This is a genomic window from Sulfuritalea sp. (assembly GCF_031426875.1).
In the GTDB taxonomy this organism is placed as follows: Bacteria; Pseudomonadota; Gammaproteobacteria; order Burkholderiales; family Rhodocyclaceae; genus Sulfuritalea.
Genome location: NZ_JASJPC010000027.1, coordinates 33953 through 53555 on the forward strand (window position 1 = coordinate 33953; position 19603 = coordinate 53555).

At 61.7% G+C, this 19603-nt stretch carries 18 protein-coding genes; 4 read left to right on the plus strand and 14 right to left on the minus strand.

Annotation, left to right across the window (positions count from 1 at the left end):
- Position 1: 1 nt before the first annotated feature.
- From RMO95_RS12590 to rfbF, 7 genes are read right to left on the minus strand one after another with little or no spacing between them, the layout of a single operon-like run.
- Positions 2 to 943 (minus strand): glycosyltransferase family 2 protein, encoded by a 942-nt coding sequence (locus tag RMO95_RS12590; protein WP_310450981.1) that lies wholly within the window; start codon positions 941 to 943, stop codon positions 2 to 4.
- Between the two features lie 5 nt (positions 944 to 948).
- Positions 949 to 2058, minus strand: coding sequence for an FkbM family methyltransferase (locus RMO95_RS12595; protein WP_310450982.1), 1110 nt, complete (start codon positions 2056 to 2058; stop codon positions 949 to 951).
- Positions 2027 to 3850: a thiamine pyrophosphate-binding protein gene (locus RMO95_RS12600; RefSeq protein WP_310450983.1), complete on the minus strand. Its 1824-nt coding sequence runs from the start codon at positions 3848 to 3850 to the stop codon at positions 2027 to 2029. The genes RMO95_RS12595 and RMO95_RS12600 overlap by 32 nt, the downstream gene beginning before the upstream one ends.
- A 45-nt stretch (positions 3851 to 3895) precedes the next feature.
- Positions 3896 to 4927, minus strand: coding sequence for an NAD(P)-dependent oxidoreductase (locus RMO95_RS12605; protein ID WP_310450984.1), 1032 nt, complete (start codon positions 4925 to 4927; stop codon positions 3896 to 3898).
- Entirely contained in the window at positions 4927 to 6243 is a 1317-nt protein-coding gene (rfbH, locus tag RMO95_RS12610) for a lipopolysaccharide biosynthesis protein RfbH (protein ID WP_310450985.1), read from the minus strand. Before rfbH ends, RMO95_RS12605 begins: the two co-directional genes overlap by 1 nt.
- Positions 6240 to 7313 (minus strand): CDP-glucose 4,6-dehydratase, encoded by a 1074-nt coding sequence (gene rfbG / locus RMO95_RS12615; protein WP_310450986.1) that lies wholly within the window; start codon positions 7311 to 7313, stop codon positions 6240 to 6242. The genes rfbH and rfbG overlap by 4 nt, the downstream gene beginning before the upstream one ends.
- Positions 7310 to 8080 (minus strand): glucose-1-phosphate cytidylyltransferase, encoded by a 771-nt coding sequence (gene rfbF / locus RMO95_RS12620; protein ID WP_310450987.1) that lies wholly within the window; start codon positions 8078 to 8080, stop codon positions 7310 to 7312. The genes rfbG and rfbF overlap by 4 nt, the downstream gene beginning before the upstream one ends.
- A gap of 185 nt (positions 8081 to 8265) precedes the next feature.
- Between rfbF and sat the strand changes: the two genes are divergently transcribed.
- From sat to RMO95_RS12640, 4 genes are all read left to right on the plus strand, one after another.
- Complete coding sequence (sat, locus tag RMO95_RS12625; RefSeq protein WP_310450988.1) at positions 8266 to 9480, plus strand: sulfate adenylyltransferase; 1215 nt, start codon at positions 8266 to 8268, stop codon at positions 9478 to 9480.
- 71 nt (positions 9481 to 9551) lie between these two features.
- Positions 9552 to 10025, plus strand: coding sequence for an adenylyl-sulfate reductase subunit beta (gene aprB / locus RMO95_RS12630; RefSeq protein WP_310450989.1), 474 nt, complete (start codon positions 9552 to 9554; stop codon positions 10023 to 10025).
- A 22-nt stretch (positions 10026 to 10047) separates the two neighbouring features.
- Positions 10048 to 12075: an adenylyl-sulfate reductase subunit alpha gene (aprA, locus tag RMO95_RS12635; RefSeq protein WP_310450990.1), complete on the plus strand. Its 2028-nt coding sequence runs from the start codon at positions 10048 to 10050 to the stop codon at positions 12073 to 12075.
- A gap of 85 nt (positions 12076 to 12160) precedes the next feature.
- On the plus strand, positions 12161 to 13054 hold the full coding sequence (locus RMO95_RS12640; RefSeq protein ID WP_310450991.1) for a YkgJ family cysteine cluster protein: 894 nt from the start codon (positions 12161 to 12163) through the stop codon (positions 13052 to 13054).
- Between the two features lie 70 nt (positions 13055 to 13124).
- On the opposite strand, the gene RMO95_RS12645 is transcribed toward RMO95_RS12640, so the two are convergent.
- From RMO95_RS12645 to RMO95_RS12675, 7 genes are all read right to left on the minus strand, one after another.
- A complete protein-coding gene (locus RMO95_RS12645; RefSeq protein ID WP_310450992.1) occupies positions 13125 to 14024 on the minus strand; it encodes a CoB--CoM heterodisulfide reductase iron-sulfur subunit B family protein in 900 nt (299 codons plus the stop codon).
- 13 nt (positions 14025 to 14037) lie between these two features.
- Positions 14038 to 14685: a 4Fe-4S dicluster domain-containing protein gene (locus RMO95_RS12650; protein WP_310450993.1), complete on the minus strand. Its 648-nt coding sequence runs from the start codon at positions 14683 to 14685 to the stop codon at positions 14038 to 14040.
- A gap of 23 nt (positions 14686 to 14708) precedes the next feature.
- Positions 14709 to 16952, minus strand: coding sequence for a hydrogenase iron-sulfur subunit (locus tag RMO95_RS12655; protein WP_310450994.1), 2244 nt, complete (start codon positions 16950 to 16952; stop codon positions 14709 to 14711).
- A gap of 2 nt (positions 16953 to 16954) precedes the next feature.
- Positions 16955 to 18238 (minus strand): CoB--CoM heterodisulfide reductase iron-sulfur subunit A family protein, encoded by a 1284-nt coding sequence (locus RMO95_RS12660; protein WP_310450995.1) that lies wholly within the window; start codon positions 18236 to 18238, stop codon positions 16955 to 16957.
- A 141-nt stretch (positions 18239 to 18379) separates the two neighbouring features.
- Complete coding sequence (locus RMO95_RS12665; RefSeq protein WP_310450996.1) at positions 18380 to 18913, minus strand: metallophosphoesterase family protein; 534 nt, start codon at positions 18911 to 18913, stop codon at positions 18380 to 18382.
- Entirely contained in the window at positions 18910 to 19098 is a 189-nt protein-coding gene (locus RMO95_RS12670; RefSeq protein ID WP_310450997.1) for a hypothetical protein, read from the minus strand. The genes RMO95_RS12665 and RMO95_RS12670 overlap by 4 nt, the downstream gene beginning before the upstream one ends.
- Entirely contained in the window at positions 19095 to 19499 is a 405-nt protein-coding gene (locus RMO95_RS12675) for a hypothetical protein (RefSeq protein WP_310450998.1), read from the minus strand. The genes RMO95_RS12670 and RMO95_RS12675 overlap by 4 nt, the downstream gene beginning before the upstream one ends.
- Positions 19500 to 19603 lie beyond the last annotated feature (104 nt).

A 19603-nucleotide genomic window follows, 5' to 3' on the forward strand; every position in this document is an offset into this window, starting at 1 on the left:
GTCAAGCCGGGCCATCGAAATTGACACGCTCTTTTTCCGTGACCAAGGGCCTTTTCATTACCTGCGTGTGAATGGCCGCCACGTACTCGCCGATTATGCCAATAAAAAACAGCTGGACGGCGGCAAAAAAGAAAAGGCTGATCAGAATCGGCGCGGTACCCAGTGCGAAGGAATCCCAATAGAGCAGTTTCAGTACCAGATACACCATGGAGGTGAGCAAGCTGAGAACTGCCAGCGTGAAGCCTGCCATGGCCGCCAGACGTACCGGCAACTTCGAATGGCTGGTTATCCCGAGCATTGCAATGTCGTAGAGGGTGTAGAAGTTGTTTTTGGTAAGCCCGCGAACCCGCCGTGGTTGCTCGAAAGGAATTACGGCATACTCGAATCCCAGTTCTGCTATCAGTCCGCGGAAGTAAGGGTAGGGGTCGTCGATCTGGCGAATGATGTCGATCACCGTTCGGTCGTAGAGACCAAATCCCGTGAAATTTGGAATCAGCTTGATGTCCGAGATGCTGCCAATGGTCCGATAGAACAACCGGCGCGCAAGCGCGAAGAGAAACGTTTCCTGCGACGTGGGTTTGACGCCGGCCACGACCCGGTAACCTTCCTCCCAGCGACCGACGAACTGCTGAATCAGTTCCGGCGGATCCTGCAAATCGGCTGCCAAATAGATGATCGCGTCGCCCCTGGCTTGCAGCACGCCATGCATGGGCGAGCGGATATGGCCGAAGTTCCGGGAGTTGACGATCAGCTTTACGCAGGGATCGATCGCCGCGAGGGCCTTGATCCTGGCGACGGTTCCGTCAGTCGACGCGTTGTCGATGAAGATGTGCTCGTAGCGGTAGCGAGGCATTTGCTCGAACTGGGCACGGATGCGCCGGTGGAGCTCCTCGACATTGTCTTCCTCATTGAAGCAGGCGGTAACGACGCTGACCAGTTTCATGGGCTTCAGTAGGCGTAGAAGACGCTCTCGAAAGTATTGTGGGCGTGTATACGGTAAGCGATCCGGTAATCGAGTTCCAATTGCCGGATGAGGCGCGGAATGCGCCACAGGTCGTCCCAGCGGTGATAGCCGGCAATCGCCAGGCGCGGACGGTAGCGCCGCAAGCACTTCTCGGCTCCGGCCAGGACGGCCAATTCGTGCCCCTCGACATCGAGCTTGAGATAGTGGATCGGTACGTTCGGCAGGCACTCGTCGAGACGCACGACCTGCATCAGGTCTTCGCCGCCATGGCCGATTGAACTGGCGTCCCCGCGTCCGATCGAAGCTGGGAGGGACCGTGTTACGTCGGAGAGGCCGCTGGGAAAACAGGTCACCGGAAACGGCAGCGATGCCACCGAGGCGGCCAGTCTGGCGAAGTTTTCCGGGTCGGGTTCGAACGCAACTGCCTGCTCGGGCTCGAGATAACGGGCTGCTTGGCGGATTGTGTCCCCGTCATAGGCGCCGCCGTCGACGTAGGTTCCTTGCTTCGTCATGCCGGATGTCATGAAATCGGGGAAGTACTGGAATTCGGTGTCGGGCTGCGGAACCGCGCTGGGCGCGCCGCCAAGGCGAAATGCAATCGTTGCGGAAAGCTGCTGCCTGCTCCGGCTGTCGGCCATGGCCTCGATCGCCTGATCGAGAGCTGCTCGGTGCAGGTCGTAATTGCTTCGTTCGGTCAGCCAATAACGCCAACCCATGGTTTTGGCGACACTGTCGAAATATTGCGGTGGCGCCAGCAAGGTGGGCACCCCGGCGGCGTTGCACATGGCTACCAGTGCGGCATAGTCGGAGGTGGCTTCCCGGTTGAAGACGCCTATCCACATGGGTAATTGCCTGATGCGCTCGTCAAGCGATGCCAGAGCGATCACCGGAATGCCGTCACAGCGGTCGGCTTGCGGCGCGGTGACAACCATCGCCGCAACGCGAATCCCGGCTGATTGAAGCGCCCGCACCAGGGATCGCGCAAAGTTGCCCGCACCAAAAATGGTGATGCCGCTTTTCCGCGCCACGTCCATCGCCGCAGCAGCCGTTTCCAGGTGGACGCTAATCGCCGGCTCCCTCGGCAGTTGCGACAAATCGTTGCCTGGCTCTAATTGCGGCGGCTTCGGCACGCACCGCGGCCAGCTCCTCGGCCGGCAGGAATGGAAACATGTCATCCAGTTCCGGAGTCAGGAAGTTTCCGTCGGTGGCGATCCGGGATTTCAGCCGCGGCTCGAAGTTCTGTGCCGGGTCGACGTCGATGTGCACCAGCGCTGGGCCATTCCGCGCCAACCTTTCGTTCAGGCGCGGCAGATCTTGGTGAGAAGACAGGCGCGTCGCGGGGATGCCATAGGCGGCCGCCAGTGTGGCATAGTCGGGGAGATCGACGCCGGATTCGGGAGTTGCGCCGACTATGCTGCCGAAAAAGTTCTCGTGCGTCTGGCGGATCGACAAGTAGCCATTGTTGGCCAGGACCAGGACGATTACATTGGCGCCGCTGGTCTTCAGGGTCTGCAGTTCCTGCACATTCATCTGCAGGCTGCCGTCGCCGGCAAAGCAGATCACCCGTCGTGTACGGTCTGCCATGGCTGCGCCAAGCGCAGCGGGAAGATCATGTCCCATCGAGGCAGCGCCGGAATTGCTGAACATGCGCTGCCCGGCCCGCAAGCGCTCGGTCTGGAACGGCACGATGCAGGCGGCGGCATTGCCGCAAACGATGATGTCGGTGTCGCGCAACTGGCCAAAGACGTGGTCGACTACGAAATAGGGATTGAGCTTGGGCGACTGCTTTTGCGCTGCCTGCAAGACCGGATAGCGGGTTCGGATGGCACGACACCACCGTGCCCAGGGCGAGTAGTCGGGAAGTGTCCGCTTACTGGCCCGCTCAGTGAGTTCGGTAAGGAAATTCCTGGCATCGGCGCGCACGGTCAGTTGCGGCCGGACGAATGGCTTGGCCAACTCAGCCGGATCGATGTCGATCTGAGCGACGAACGCATTCTTGGCGAAGCTTTTCCAGTTGTAGCTGACCTGACGGATGTTGAGTCGCGAGCCGACGACCAGTACGACGTCGGCCGCTTGCAGGCAGAAATTTCCGCCACGCGTGCCGATGGTGCCCGGACGGCCTGCAAACAGGTGATGGTCGCTGGGGATCAGGTCGTGGCTCCATGCCGTGGCAACCGGAATGCCATGCGCTTCAGCGAAGGCAAGCAGGGCCTTGGCGGCGTCGCCGATGCGAACGCCGCTGCCGGCGAGAATGACCGGGCGGTGAGCCTTGGCCAGTCGATCGAGGATTTGGGCGCATGGCACCGCGAGATCCTCATCCTGAGTTTCGGGAGAGGGGAGTTCGATGAAACTGAGCGGGGTTTTCGCCGATTGCACATCGAGTGGAATATCTATCCACGCCGGCCCCGGTCGCCCCCCGCACGCGGTGGCGAGCGCTTGCGGCACCAGCGAGGTGAGTTCTTCCGCACTGCGGGCTATTTCGGCGAACTTCGTGACGTGGCGTGCCATGTGGATCGCCGGTCCTTCCTGGTCGCCAAGCTGGCGCAAGCCGGGTACCGCAACGAAGTCCAGGCAGGTTTCACGCTTGACCTGACCCGAGAGCACCAGCATCGGAACGGAATCGGTAAACGCGCCGTAGACGCCGTTCAGTGCATTGATGCCGCCGGGTCCGGTAGTGACGTTGACTACTGCCGGCTTTCCGGAAATCCGGGCGTATCCCTCGGCCGCCATGGCGCAGGCCTGTTCGTGGTGCATGAAGGTGCATTGCAGGCCCGGGTGGCTGGCCAGGGCATGATTGAGAAACATCGAACCGCCCCCAGTCACGGCAAACACCTGCTCGATTCCCTGGCTGACCAGCCAGTCGGCAATTTGTTGCGCGGTGTTCATGGTCTGCACCTAGTTCGTGGGTCTTTGTGACGGAATGGGCCGATTTTAACCGGCTGCATGCCGGCGCGCCCAGTCAAGCGTGCGGCTCAGTGCGTCTGGTAGCGGCGTCCACACGTCCAGTCCCAGTTCTTCGCGGGCAAGGGTGATCGAAGGTACATAGCGCTGGACAGGCCCGCCGTCGCGAGCCTTCCTTACAACTACCTCGCATCCGCCCGCCGCCGCGGCGACCGAGTGCGCAAGTTCCGCGATGCTTACGGCCTTATCGCTGCCGACGTTATAGGCGCGCCGTGCCTGCCCCTCAACCAGCAGCTTCAGCAACCAGACTGCCAGATCGCCGGCGTAGAGATAGCTGCGCAGCGGCGCGCCATCACCACCGACGATTATGGGGCCGCCGGTCAGCGCATCGTGGAGGAAGTTGCCCGCGGCAAAGCGGGCATCTAGCGGCAGATGCGGACCGACAAAGGAAAAGCAGCGGGCGATGACGCAGTCGGTTTCGGGTGTGATGGCGCAAAGCTGCTCGACCAGTCGCTTGCCCTGGCCATAGGCCGAAGCCGGGTCCGTTGGGTCTGGTGCGCCGGCATAGGTTTCCGGAACATGGGCGAGTTCAGGCGGTTGCCGCCCATAGACGGCGCCGGAACTGGTCACCAGCATGCGACGTATGCCGGCATATCGGGCGTAGTCGAGGACGTGGCGAATGCTCGCAAATTTGGTTTCCAGCATCTCGAGCGGATCGGTCCGACCGTTGTGCGCGCTGGTGGCGGTGGCAAGGTGCAGGAGGTAGTCGTGCTGGCGTTGTGGGAAGTCAAAGCTGGCGGGATGCCCCGTCAGCCAGTCGAACTCAGTCCGATGCGCCAGATGAGGCGTGCGCGCCAGGAAGGCCACCGGGTCCCGGCTCAGTACCGTGGCGCCAACGTCAACTTTTAATTGATCATTGGCTGCGGCGATGGCCTCGAGTAGCCAGATGCCGAAGAATCCGGTGCCGCCGGTGATGAACAGGCGCTTACCGGCCAAGTCGTGCCAGAGCGTGTTGCCATGCGCCAGGATATGGTCAAGGTCGGCGACTGGGACGCTGGCCACTATACAAATCCGACGCCGAGAAATTCGCTGATCCGGTCTGCAGCGTAATCGAGCATTTCACTGCTGAGCCCTGGATAGACGCCGATCCAGAAGCTGCGTTCGGTGATGATGTCGGCGTTGGTCAGCGTTCCGGCGACGCGATAGGAGTGGCCCTGCATGTAGGGCTGGCGCGTGACATTGCCGGCGAACAGCAGGCGCGTGCCGATCTTGTGCTGATCGAGGTAGCGCAGAAGGTCTACCCGGCTGCACGGAGCGTTTTCGCGCAGGGTCAGCAGAAAGCCGAACCACGATGGATCGCTGTCGGGAGTTGCCTCGGGCAGTATCAGGAATTCCTCGCAGGCCGCGAGCCGTGCACTCAAATGCGCAAAATAGCGCTTGCGCGCGGCAATGAATTCGTCAAGGCGGGCCATCTGGGCGACACCAAGTGCCGCCTGCATGTCGGTGATCTTGAGGTTGTACCCGGCGTGTGAATAGGTGTATTTGTGGTCGTAGCCGCAGGGCAGCTTGCCCAGTTGCCAGTCGAAACGCTTGCCGCAGGTATTGTCCTTGCCCGGCGCGCAATAGCAGTCGCGGCCCCAGTCGCGAAAAGATTCAATGGCGCGCGCTAACAGTGGATCACTGGTGAATACGGCACCGCCCTCGCCGGTGGTGATGTGATGAGCCGGATAGAAGCTGAGTGTTCCGATATGCCCGAAAGTGCCTACGTTGCGGCCATGGTGTGTCGAGCCGAAGGCATCGCAACAGTCCTCGACTAGCCACAGGCCGCGTCGGTCGGCCAGCGCGCGTAGCGCTTCGGCTTCAAAGGGATTGCCCAAGGCGTGGGCCAGCATGATGGCGCGGGTGCGCGGGCCGATGGCGGCTTCGATGGATTCCGGTGTCGGGTTGTAGGTAGGCAGCTTCGAGTCTACGAATACCGGTACCAACGCATTTTGCAGAATCGGGTTGATGGTGGTCGGGAAGCCCGCTGCAGCGGTTATCACTTCGTCGCCAGGTTTGAGCGCGCGCTCGCCCAGCAAGGGCGAGGTAAGGGCTGAAAGCGCCAACAGGTTGGCCGACGAACCGGAATTGGTTGTGAGTGCCCGCTTCACGCCGATTCGCTCTGCAATCAGTCGCTCGAATTCATCGTTGAAGCGGCCGGTGGTGAGCCAGCCATCGAGCGCGGCGTCGACCATCGCGACGTAGGCTTCGGCGTCGAGTACGCGTCCGGCCGGCGGCACGGCGGTCTGGCCAGGGACGAAAGGCGCGCGCCGCTCCTTTTGCGCGGCATAGTCGCGCACTTGGGCGAGGATCCGTTGCCGTTGTTGGTCGAGGCTCATGGAATGGAAGTGTAGTCGTCGATCTGCGCCAGCGTCAGGGCATGCATGCGGCTAGTGTCGCCCGGCTGTGCATACCAGGCCAGATACCAGTCCAGCGTGCGTCGCAGGGCTTCATCTGCCGACCAGTGCGGGCGCCAGCCAAGTTCCTGGTGTGCCAGCGCGGCGTCGAGGCGCAGGGATTTGGTTTCCTTCTGGAAATTGCCTGCGGCGACTTCGATGCGGGCGCCCCCTCCCCAGAGATCGGCGCAGCGCGCGGCAACTTCTCCCACCGTCAGATGGCCCGCATCCGCTGGGCCGAAGTTCCAACTCCGGGCAAAGCGCGCCCCATCGCTATCGCACAAATGCTGCGCCAGCACCAGATAGCCTGACAGCGCTTCAAGCACATGCTGCCAAGGCCGAATCGCGTCGGGCATGCGCAGCATGAGTGTTTGGTCGGCGGCAAATGCGCGCACCAGGTCGGGCAGCAGTCGATGCGCCGCCCAGTCGCCGCCGCCGATCACATTTCCGGCGCGTGCCGTGGCGATGCGCGGTGAGGCGCTGGTGTGGAAGAATGACTCTCTCCAGGCGGCCGTGGCGATTTCCGCACAGCTCTTGCTGGCGCTGTAAGGGTCCTTGCCTCCCAGCGGATCGGTTTCATGCAGAGGCTTGCCATCCTGCGAGGGCATGTAGCACTTGTCGCTGGTAACGATCACCGCGGCTTCGACGGTCGGGCAGTCGCGCAAGGCGTCAAGCAGATTGACGGTGCCGGTCAGATTGCTGGCAAACGTATCGCGGGCGAACCGATAGCCCTCGGCCACGATCGCCTGGGCCGCGAGATGGAAAACGATGCTGGCCCTGCTTTCGCTCAGTGCTGTGGCGAGCGCATCGTAGTCGCGGATGTCGCCGATGATGGACGTAAGACCCTGGGCTACCTGTGCGGACTCGAACAGATTGGGCTGGGTCGGCGGCGCCAGCGAAAACGCCGTCACGTCAGCGCCGACTTTCTGCAGCCATAGCGCCAGCCAGGCACCCTTGAAGCCGGTGTGGCCGGTCAGGAAAACCCGGCGGCCCTTCCAGAAGCTCGGGTTCATGACCAAAGTTTCCAGGGGGCGTTGCCGCTGGCCCAGAGATCCTCCAGGTGATGCTTGTCGCGCAGGGTATCCATGGGTTGCCAGAAGCCGTCATGGCGGAAGGCGGCCAACTGGCCGGTGGCGGCGAGTTGTTGCATCGGCTCCTTTTCCCATAGCGTGTCGTCGCTGCCGATATGGTCGAGTGCCGCCGGCGACAGCACGAAAAAGCCGCCGTTGATCCAGTCGCCGTCGCCACGCGGCTTTTCCTGAAACCCGCGGGCGCGCCGACCCTCCAGGTCGAGGCGGCCGAAGCGCGCTGGCGGACGTACGGCGGTGACCGTGGCCAGGCAGGCCTCAGCGCGGTGAAAGGCAAGCAAGGCGCCGATGTCGACATCGGCTACACCATCGCCATAGGTCATGCAGAAATCTTCGTCGTGAACGAAGCGGCGCACCTGGCGCAGACGGCCGCCGGTCTGCGTCCTATCGCCGGTATCGACCAGCGTGATGTTCCAGGGCTCGGACTGGTTCTGATGCAGATCGACGCGGTTTTGCGCCAGGTCGATGGTCACGTCCGAATTGTGCAATGCCAGGTTGGCGAAATATTCCTTCACCATATAACCCTTGTAGCCGAGGCAAATCACGAAGTCGGTAATGCCGAAGTGCGCATAGCCCTTCATGATGTGCCAGAGAATCGGCTTGCCGCCGATGTCGACCATAGGTTTTGGCCGGAGCACGGTCTCTTCAGCCAGACGCGTACCCAGTCCGCCGGCGAGTATTACTGCTTTCATTTTTGGAGGGATTGGTTGGGCCGTATTGAACCCGGCAAATGTTACCAGAGCTGCCGGCAGCCTCGCTCGCAAGGCCCATAAACAATCCCCTTATCGCCAAATAGAAATAATCGCATTGGCGCGCAGAGGGGAAATTGTTAACCTGCCGACTATCAAACGATAACCATTATTCGAGGAGGCTTGGCATGGCGTTGGTCAATCCGCACGGCGGCGGCAATCTGCGACCCTTGTTGTTGGAAGGCGAGGCGCTGATTTCCGAACTGGCACGCGCTTCGTCGCTGCCGAAGGTAAAAGTCAGCTCGCGCGAAAAGGGCGACATCATCATGCTCGGCATCGGTGGCTTTACGCCGCTCGAAGGCTTCATGACCCACACCGATTGGCAGGGCGTTTGCGACGGCATGAAAATGGCCAACGGGCTGTTCTGGCCGATCCCGATCACGCTGTCGACCGACACGGCCACAGCGACAGGCTTCCACACCGGGGGCGATATCGCGCTGATCGATCCGGACGACGATTCGATTCTCGCTACCATGAAGGTGACCGAGAAGTATTCGATCAACAAGGCGCACGAGTGCGCCACGGTGTACAAGACCACCGACATCGAGCATCCCGGCGTCAAGATGGTCATGGAGCAGGGCGAGGTCAACCTCGCCGGCCCGATCAAGGTTCTCTCGCAGGGCGATTTCCCCGAGAAGTACGGCGACCTGTTCCTGTCGCCGAAGCAAACCCGGGCGCAGTTCGAGGCCATGGGCTGGAGCAAGGTTGCGGCTTTCCAGACGCGCAACCCGATGCACCGTTCGCACGAGTACCTGGCCAAGATCGCCATCGAGACCTGCGACGGCGTGCTGATCCACTCGTTGCTGGGCAACCTGAAGCCCGGCGACATTCCCGCCGACGTGCGTTCCGAGGCGATCGCCACCCTGGCCGAGCACTATTTCGTCAAGAACACCGTGCTGCAGGCCGGCTATCCGCTCGACATGCGCTATGCCGGCCCGCGCGAGGCGCTGCTGCATGCGCTGTTCCGCCAGAACTACGGCTGCTCGCACCTGATCGTCGGCCGCGACCATGCCGGCGTCGGCAGCTATTACGGGCCTTTCGATGCCCATCACATCTTCGAAGAAATTCCCAAGGACGCGCTGGAAACCCAGGCGCTGAAGATCGACTGGACTTTCTGGTGCTACAAGTGCGGCGGCATGGCTTCGGCGCGCACCTGCCCGCATGGCGAGGCCGACCGGCTGCTGCTGTCCGGCACCAAGTTGCGCAAGATGCTTTCCGAAGCCGGCGATGTACCCGCCGAATTTTCGCGGCCCGAGGTGTTGGAGGTGCTGCGCGCCTACTACGCCAGCCTGGCCGAGCATGAGAAGGTCGAGGTCAAGTTGTCCGGACACTCGGCCCGCTGAAGAATCAGAACCCCAGCTTTTCCACGTGCATTTTTTGATCATTAACACCGTAACCTAGGAGTAGAAACCAAATGCCAACCTTTGTTCGTACCGAGAAGTGCGATGGCTGCAAGGGGCAGGACAAGACTGCCTGCATGTACATCTGCCCGCACAATCTGATGAAGCTGGACAAGGACGGTTCCGAAACCGGCCATGCCATGAAAGCCTTCAACCAAGAGCCGGAGCAGTGCTGGGAGTGCTACTCCTGCGTCAAGATCTGCCCGCAGGGCGCCATCGAATGCCGTCACTATGCCGACATCGTGCCGCTGGGCGGTTCGGTGCAACCGCTGCGTGGTTCCGATTCCATCATGTGGACCATCAAGTTCCGTAACGGCACCCTGAAGCGTTTCAAGTTCCCGATCCGCACCACGGCAGAAGGTTCGATCGACTGCTACGGCGGCAAGCCGATGCCCAAGATGTCCGAACTCACCGTTGACGGTGTGTTCACCCGCTCCATGATGGGTGGCTTCCGCGCCGGCAACCCCGCCGAACTGATCCGCAAGTAATTGACAAATCGAGGAACCAAAAATGGCTGGAACATTTGAAGCACCGGAAGTCGTCCACGAAGAACTGGACATTCTGCTGATCGGCGGCGGCATGGCCTGCTGCGGTACGGCTTATGAAATGATGCGCTGGGCCGAAGCCCTCAAGGCCGAGACCGGCAAGGAACTCAAGATCAAGCTGGTCGACAAGGCTGCCATGGACCGCTCCGGCGCCGTGGCGCAGGGCCTGTCCGCGATCAACACCTACATCGGCGACAAGCAGGATCCCGCCGACTACGCGCGCATGGTCTCCAACGACCTGATGGGCATCACCCGCGACGACCTGGCCTACGACGTGGGCCGCAACGTTGACGACTCCGTGCATCTGTTCGAAGAGTGGGGCCTGCCGATCTGGAAGACCGACTCCGAAGGCGTGCGCCACGACGGCGCCGAGGCGCAGAAGGAAGGCCTGCCGGCCCTGAAGGATGGCGGCCAGCCGGTGCGTTCGGGCAAGTGGCAGATCATGATCAACGGCGAATCCTACAAGTGGATCGTCGCCGAAGCCGCCAAGAAGGCACTCGGCCTCGCCCGCATCGAAGAGCGCGTGTTCATCGTGCATCTGATCAACGACAAGAACGATCCGACCCGTATCGCCGGCGCTGCCGGTTTCTCGGTGCGTGAGAACAAGATCTACATCTACAAGGCCAAGGCCGTCATGCTGGCCGCCGGCGGTTGCGTGAATCTGTTCCGTCCGCGTTCCGTGGGCGAGGGTTCGGGCCGCGCCTGGTACCCGGTGTGGAACGCCGGTTCGACCTACGCCATGGCTGCCGAAGCCGGCGCCGAGATGACCATGATGGAAAACCGCTTCGTGCCCGCCCGCTTCAAGGACGGTTACGGCCCGGTCGGTGCCTGGTTCCTGTTGTTCAAGGCCAAGGCCACCAACGCCTACGGCGAAGACTACATGGTCAAGAACAAGGAAATGTTGAACGACTACCCGCCCTACGGGCAGGCCGCCGTTCCCGCATCCTGCCTGCGCAACCACCTGATGCTGAAGGAAATGAAGGAAGGTCGCGGCCCGATCTACATGGACACCGTCACCGCCCTGGCCAAGCTGGCCGAGACCCTGACGCCGAAGGAAGTGAAGCATCTGGAAGCCGAAGCCTGGGAAGACTTCCTCGACATGTGTATCGGCCAGTGCGGCATCTGGGTCGGCGAGAACATCGATCCGCGCGAGAAGAATTCCGAGCTGATGCCGACCGAGCCCTACCTGCTGGGCAGTCACTCCGGCTGCTGCGGCATCTGGGTGTCCGGCCCGACCGACGTCGGCGCACCGACCACCGAAGAATACGACGGCATTCCTGCGCACCTGCCCAAGGGCTGGAACTGGGGCTATCGTTCGATGACCACGGTCAAGGGCCTGTTCACCGCCGGCGACGGCGTGGGCGCCTCCGGCCACAAGTTCTCCTCGGGTTCGCATACCGAAGGCCGTCTGGCCGCCAAGTCGATGATCAAGTACGTGCTCGACAATCCCGATTACAAGCTCGAGTTCGACGAGACCAGCGAACAGATCGCCGAAACGATCTGGAGGCCGGTGCGTACCTTCCTGGAGCACAAGGACTACACCACGGCGATTGACGTCAACCCGCACTACATCACGCCCAAGATGCTGCAGATGCGCTTGCAGAAAATCATGGACGAGTACGTTGCCGGTGTCGCCACCTACTACAACACCAACGACAAGATGTTGGCGGTTGCCGAAGAGAAGCTCGAGATGCTGAAGGAAGACTCGCTGAAGCTGCGTGCGAAGGACCTGCATGAGTTGCTGCGCGCCTGGGAAAACTACCATCGCATCCTGACGGCCGAAGCCCACATGAAGCACATCCAGTTCCGCGAAGAGAGCCGCTACCCGGGCTTCTACTATCGCACCGACAAGAACTTCGTCGATGAAGAGAACTGGCATTGCTTCGTCAATTCGATCTACGACAAGCACTCCAAGAAGTGGACCTGCTTCAAGCGCAAGCACGTCGATCTGGTCGACAAGTCGAAGCTGTTCAAGGCCGCGGCTCCGCACTAAGCGCGGCTAGGCTGTAACATACAGGCCGGAAGCCGCAAGGCTCCCGGCCTGTTCTTTTTCTGATCCCTGACCTCTGATCCCTGAAATGTCCCAGCCCAATATTCCCTTTCCGCAAAGTCCCGTCCTCCCCACCATGGTGGACGAGAAGTACGTCATTCAGTTCTCCTGCCACAAGGGCATCGGCTGCTGGAATGCCTGCTGCTCCAACATCGACATTTCCCTGACGCCCTATGACGTAGTGCGGATGAAGACCCGCCTCGGCATCAGCTCCACCGAGTTCCTCAAGAACTACACGGTGCCCTATGAAATGGACAAGGACAGTATTGCCGGAGTCAAGTTGCGCCCGGTGGAGGGCGGCACCGCCTGTCGATTCATGAAGCCGGAGGGCTGTGGCATCTATGAGGACCGGCCGACCGCCTGCCGCTACTACCCGGTAGCACTGCTCTCGATGCGCAAGCAGGACGAATACGTCGACCGCGACTCCTACGCCATCGTCAAGGAAGACCACTGCAAGGGCCACGAGGTCAATCGCCGTATCGCCATCGCCGACTATCGCAAGGAACAGGGGCTCGAAGAGTATGACGAGTTGGCGCGCGGCTGGCGCCAGCTGGTACTGAAGAAGCAGTCCTCCGGCCCGTCGATCGGCAAGCCGACCCTGCGCAGCCGCCAGCTGTTTTTCATGGCCTGCTACGACATCGACCGCTTCCGTGAATTCGTCAGTGCGGAGTCCTTTGCCAAGCTGTTCGATCTGCCGCAAGCGGAAAAGGATGTCCTGCTCGCCGATGACGTCGCGCTGCTGCAATTCGCCTTCCGCTTCCTGCGTCAGGTATTGTTCGGCGAAGAGAGTATCGCGCTGAATGCCGAGGCAGCCCAGGAGCGTCTGGCCAAGGTCCAGGAAAAACGCCTGATCGAAGAGCGTGAGGCGGCCAAGAAGCGCGCCATGGAAGCCGAATCCGAAGGTGACGAAGGCTTCGACTGACTCAAGATGAAAGTTGGCGCTGACACCACGGCGATTCGTCGCCGTGGTGTCAGCGCCAACTCTTTGTGGCTTACTTGCCGGCGATCTTTTCCAGCTTTTCTGCGCGGATCAGCTGACCGTTGAGGCCCGCATCCTTGGCCGAGCCGCCATAGGCGACGGTCATCAACTGCGAGTAGTAGAGCACCGGCATGTTGAACTTGGTGCCCTGCTTCTTGTTGATTTCCGACTGATAGACCTCGACGTTGGCCTGGCACAGCGGGCAGGGCGTCACGATCATTTCGGCGCCGTGGTCGTAGGCCGATTCGACGATGTCGCGAATCTGCTTCTGGCTTTTCTCCGGCTCGGAGAACGCCAGCGCGCCACCGCAACAGGTGACCTTCTGGTCGTAGGTCTTGAGCGCTTCGCCGCCGAAGGTCTCGACCATCTTGTCGAGGTACAGCGGGTTCTCGAAGGATTCCCCGTCTATGCCGAACGGCCGGTTGGTCTGGCAGCCGACATAGCCGGCGAACTTGATGCCTTCCAGCGACTTCTTCATCGGTTGCTTGAGGCCTTCGTAGCCGAAGTCTTCGATCAGCACTTCGACCATGTGGCGCACATTCGCGCCGCCGCTGTAGTGCAGTCCCGCGGCGGCCAGAGCCTCGTTGGTCTCTTTCATCAGTTGCGCCGAGCCATCGAGGCGTTCCTTGGATTCACGGGCGCCCAGCCAGCAGGCGGCGCAAGTGGCGACGATGTCCTGCCCCGGCAGATGGGTTTCGGCCTGGGCGAAGTTGCGTGCATTGATCGCGATGCGCGGCAATTCGCCGCCTTCGCAGTAGCCCACCGAGGCGCCGCAGCAATTCCAGTCGGGAATCTCGGTCAGCTTGACGTCGAGCGCCTTGCACATGGCGTTGGTCGAGACCAGGTAGTTCGAGGCCGAGGCCTTGAGCTGCGAGGAGCAGCCGGGATAGAACGCGTATTCTTTCTTTGCCATTTGTCTTGCCTCCTCAGGCGCTGAAGCCCTTCTTGCGATCCTCGATTTCCTTGGCCTTGGCGATGATGGCGTGGAATCCCTTGAGATCCTTGATCGCGTGACCACCGAAGATTTCCATGGGATTGAGGCGCTTGGCCAGGAACAGGCCGAGGCCGATGCTCTGCATGCCCAGCGCTTCCTTGATGCCGGAAACCAGCCCGCCCCGGAAGTAGTGGCGCAGGGTCAGGGTCAGTTCATTGACGCGACCCTTCTTGATCGCGTTGTTCCAGAACAGGGTGGCGAACTCGCGCGTCGGCTGGCCTTTGGGCGCGATGCCGAGGCGATGCGCGTAGTTGGCCAGGCCGTGCATGATGTGGGTGATCGGCAACTGGCGCGGGCAGCGCACCATGCAGTTGTAGCAGGAGGTGCACATGAACATGGAGTCGGAGCCGAGCACTTCGTCGCGCTTGCCGGCGCGGATCATCATGAAGATCTTCTGCGGCGAATGTTCCCAGTCGGGGCCGAAGGGGCAGGAGCCGGCGCAGACGCCGCACTGCATGCACATCTTGACCATGTGGCCTTCTTCGACGTTGGCTTCGACTTCCTTGAGGAAGTTGTTGCGGTAGCGTTCCAGTGCGCCCGAATTCGCGGCTTGATTGGCCGCAGTTGCGTTGTTTGTCATTGATCGCGTCTCCATTTCCTGGCTCAGCCGAAGCCCTTCATGGGCGAGGGGCCGAGCTTCTCGAGTTCGGCGACGTAGTCGTTGATCAGCTTGACCACGCGGGCGTTGTCGGTGATCGCGACTTCCTGCGTCTGCACCCGTTCGGGTTCGAGGCCGAGCTGGGTCAGCGTGTCGCCGATCTTGCTCATGCGGTAGTGCGCGAGTTCCGAGCCCTTGACGAAGTGGCACTGGTAGTCGTCGCCTTTCTTGCAGCCCATCATCATCACGCCGTCATAGCCGGCGTTCAGTGCGTCGGTGATCCAGATGGTATTCACCGAACCGAGGCAGCGCACCGGAATGACGCGAACGAAGGCCGAGTGGGTCAGCCGCGCCATGCCCGCCATGTCGAGCGCAGGGTAGGCGTCGTTCTCGCAGGCCAGCACCAGGATGCGCGGCTTCTCTTCGTCCTCGTCGGGCACCTCGACCGCCTTGACCTGGCTGCCGACGGTGTCGCAGGAGTAGTTTTCGAAGGAGATCACGCGCACCGGGCAGGCGCCCATGCAGGTGCCGCAGCGGCGGCAGCGCTCCTCGTTGAAGACCGGGAAACGCCTTTCGTCCTCATCGATCGCGCCGAAGGGGCACTCCACCGTGCAGCGCTTGCACTGGGTGCAGCCTTCGAGGCGTGCGGTGGGGAAGGACAGGTCGCCCGAGCGCGGATGCGCGGCGCGGCCGAGGGAAGCGTTCTCGACGGCCTGGATCGCCTTCAGCGCGGCGCCGGTGGCGTCGTCGGTGGCCTGCAGGATGTCCATCGGCCTGCGCACCGGGCCGGCGGCATAAATGCCGGTGCGGCGTGTCTCGTAGGGGAAGCAGATGAAGTGCGAGTCGGCGAAGCCATGCTTGAACTGCGGCAGGTCCGGGCCCTGGCGGTAGTTGAGATTGAGGATCGAAATCGTCTTCATCTCGTCGCGCGCGGCCTTGGCCGCCGCGTCGCCACCATCGGCAGCGGTCACCACGGGGTTCCAGGCTTCGAGGTCGACGCCGGCGTTCGGCACCTGGCCGGTCGCCAGCACCACCAGGTCGGCGGCGATGGTGTTTTCTTCGTCGAGGATCAGGTCCTTGAAGGTCACGCTGCAGCTGTCGCCGCCAGTGACCTTGCTGGCCTTGCCCTTGGTGAAGATCACGCCCTTTTCCTGCGCACTGCGGTAGAAATCCTCGCCCATGCCCGGCACGCGCAGATCCTGGTACATGACCACGGTGTCGATGTCGGGGTTCTGGTCCTTGAAATAGTTCGCCTGCTTGATGCTGGTGCCGCAGCAGTGGCCGGAGCAGTAGGACAGGTGCGTGCCGGTCGCATCGCGCTGGCCGGCGCACTGGACGAAGACCACCGATTTCACTTCCTTGCCGTCGGCGCGCTTGATCGCACCGCCCTTGGCGGCCATGGCCAGGGCTTCGAGCCCGGCCTGGTCGACCACGTTGGGCTGACCGCCACCCAGTTCAGGCAGCTTGGCCATGTCGTAGGTGGTGAAGCCCGTCGCCTGCACGATGGCGCCGACGATTTCCTCCGACACGGTTCCCGATTCCTGGGCGATCTGGATCTTGAACCGACCGGGCGCGCCTGAAGTTTCGGCGATGGTCGAGTTCAGGTGCAGCTTGATCTTCGGGTTGCCGGCAATCTCCGCGGCCATTTCGGCCACGCCGGTCTCCTCCGCTTGCGAATAGGGTTCCTTGAAGGGCTGGCGCTTCCATAGCTGCGCCGCCATGCCGCCCAGCGCTCCGGTCTTTTCGACCAGCACCGCCTCGTAGCCGGTCGCCGCAATTTCCAGAGCCGCGGTCATGCCCGACATGCCGCCGCCGACGACCAGGATGCGCTTGCTCGAGCTTTCCTTGGCGTTGCCTGCCGGCGGGGTCATTTTCTTGAGTTCGGCGCAGCCCATGCGGATGTAGTCGGCGGCCATTTCCTGGCGCACTTCATCATGGTCCTTGCCGGCGGTGACCACCCACAGCACGCCTTCGCGCAGATTGGCGCGTGACATGGCGACACCGTCGAACTGGAAGGCCTCGGTCTTGGAGCGACGGGAACAGGCGCCGATGCAGACATGCGTCACGGCCTCGTTGGCGATGTCGTCCTTGATCATCTGCACGCCTTCGGCATTGCACAGGAAGGGATGACTCTTGACGATGGCCATCTTGCCTTCCTTCTTGGCAATGGCCTCGAGTTGCGGCACCTTCATGGCATCGCCGATGCCACAGCCGGAACAGATATATGCGGCGTATTTGTTGTCAGCCATTTCTATGCCTCCGCTCTGGCTGTTTTGTTAACGATCTGGATCGCGTGCAGCGATGCGGCCGTCGCGCTTTGCACCGAACGATTGACATCGAGCGGGCTGGCTGCTGAGCCGGCGCCGAACATGCCGCCGTCCTTGCTGCCCTCGATGAAGTTCGAGGAATCGAGGATGATGTCGTCGGGCAGTTTCACACCGGTGATCTCGGGTTCCATGCCCACGGCCAGCACCACCAGGTCATGCTCGGTGGCGTAGCGGTGGTAACCCTCGGTATCGACGCCGTGCAGGATCGGGTTGCCGTTTTCCTGGTTCTCGACGATCTTCGCCACCTTGCTCTTGACGAAACTGACGGTAGCGTCCTTCTGCACCATCTGGTAGAAATCCTCGAAGCGGTCGATGGCGCGGATGTCGATGTAGTAGATGGTCGACTTGCCTGCATCGCCATAAGCTTCGCGCACGTACTGGGTCTGCTTGAGCGACGCCATGCAGCAGATGCGCGAACAGTGACGCAGGTGGTTTTCGTCGCGCGATCCGGCGCACTGGATGAAGGCGATGTTCTTCGCCTCCTTGCCGTCGCCAGGGCGCAGTATCTTGCCGCCGGTGGGGCCTTGCGGATCGGCCAGGCGCTCGAATTCAAGGCTGGTGATCACGTTGGGGAAGCGGTCGTAGCCATAAGGCTGGATCTTGTTGGCGTCGTATGGGCGCCAGCCGGTGGCCCAGATCACGGCACCGACTTGCAGCGTGACGATTTCCTCCTTCATCTCGAGATCGACGGCACCGACCGGGCAGGCCGCCTTGGCCTTCTCGCCCTCGGGCGTGCCGACGATCGAGGGGTCGATCACATAGCGTTGCGGATAGGCCATGTTGTGCGGCAGGTAGGCCGCCTTCATCTTGTCCAGGCCGTAGTTCCACGGGTTCGGCACTTCGGCGGAGACGGCCTCGCCGCATTTGCCGCAGGCGGTGCAGTTTTCATTGACGAAGCGCGGCGCCACCTTCAGCGTCACCGTGTAGTCGCCACGGCTGCCGGAGACGGCGGTGACTTCGGTCATGGTCATCAGGCGCACGTTGCGGTTCTGCTTGAGGCGCCGCAGGTTGATTTCCAGCCCGCAGGTCGGATGGCACATCTTTGGAAAGTAGCGGTACAGCCTTGCCGTGCGGCCGCCCAGAACGGGAGCCTTTTCGACCAGGATCACCTGCTTGCCGCACTCCGCGGCTTCGAGGGCCGCCGTCATGCCGCTGATGCCGCCGCCGACGACCAAGATCGTCTGGTTGGTTGCTATTGAAGCCGTCACATCGAGCTCCCGGGATTAATGTTCTTGAGTGCCGCGAATTTTATCGACTGCAGCGGTTACGACCTGTGCAATCTTCCAATGTTCCAATAGAAAAGCTGAATGCGACAAGTTGCAGCGGCAGCGGCCCCGGCAGGGATCGATCTATTGCTTCGTCGCGGACTCCGGAGCCAGTTCACGAATCTCGAATTTGAGCGTCGCCAGGTCGCCGAATATCCAGGTTGCGGTCGGTGCCCCGAGACCCGCTACCGTACCCGGATTGACCAACCAGGTCAGGCCGCCCTTGATATTGGCCTGTTGGCGAATTTCCGTTTCGTGGCTGTGGCCACAGCAGACCAGATCATAGTCGCCGGTGCAGGCCATGCCATGACCGATGTGGGGGTAATGGGTCAGGAAGATGCGCCGTCCGCCGAGTTCGATGGCTGCATCCTGTCCGTGATAGTGCAACTGGCCTTCCGAATGGCAGGCGATGCGCGCGATGGATACCGGGTCGCCGAGATTGTTGCCGTGCACGGCATGGATCGGCAGGCCGTGCTTGAGCGATGCCTTCAGGGTGTTGCCGCCGATGATGTCGCCGCAGTGGATGACTGCCTCTGCACCTTCGGCTTTGGCTGTGGCGACTGCCGCCGCCATCATCGGTCCGCGGTCGTGGCTGTCCGAGAGGATGCAGATCTTCATAGGGGTTGGCCCGGCGTAAAGCCGAAAAGTTGTTCGAGACCCAGCTCGCGGATCAGCGCATCTGCGGCCTCCTGGCCGTGCTCCCTGGCCACCTCGGCCAGGATCAGGCGCGCGCCGTTGCGGTTGTAGCCGCCGCCGAAACTGATCTGAGTACCGAGCAGCTGGCGTGCTCTTTCTAGCGTCATATGATGACCGGGCCGTGGTAGTCCTCGTCCTGCGGCGGGGTCTTGTTGCCGAGCGTTTCGGTCAAGGACGACGAACGCGTGGCGTGGTGGTCGGCCTGAATCTGCAGCAGATTGGTCACGCAATCGCCAAGATTGTCATAGAAGTCGCGACCGGTGCCGAACTGTTCATCGGCCGAATAGAAGAATTGACAGCGGAAACGCTGGTCCGCCAGCTTGCTGACGATGAATTCGGCACCCAGCTCGTTCCAGTAAAGCGAGGGGCAGGTCGTCAGCGTCTCGCTTGCCGGATCGAGCTGCAGCTCGACGTCGGCCGCCTGCAACGGAACCAGGCGGCTGTAACGTTCCAACAGGATCTGGTTGACCAGCTGGAATTCGCTATCGGTGAAGTCTGGAATATTCATGGCTTTTCGCCTTCGGGCGGGGTTCTGCACGCATCAACGCGGGCCGGCTACTCTACAGCGAGCGGCTGAACCCGGGCAATCATTGTTGCTTATCGAAAAATAGA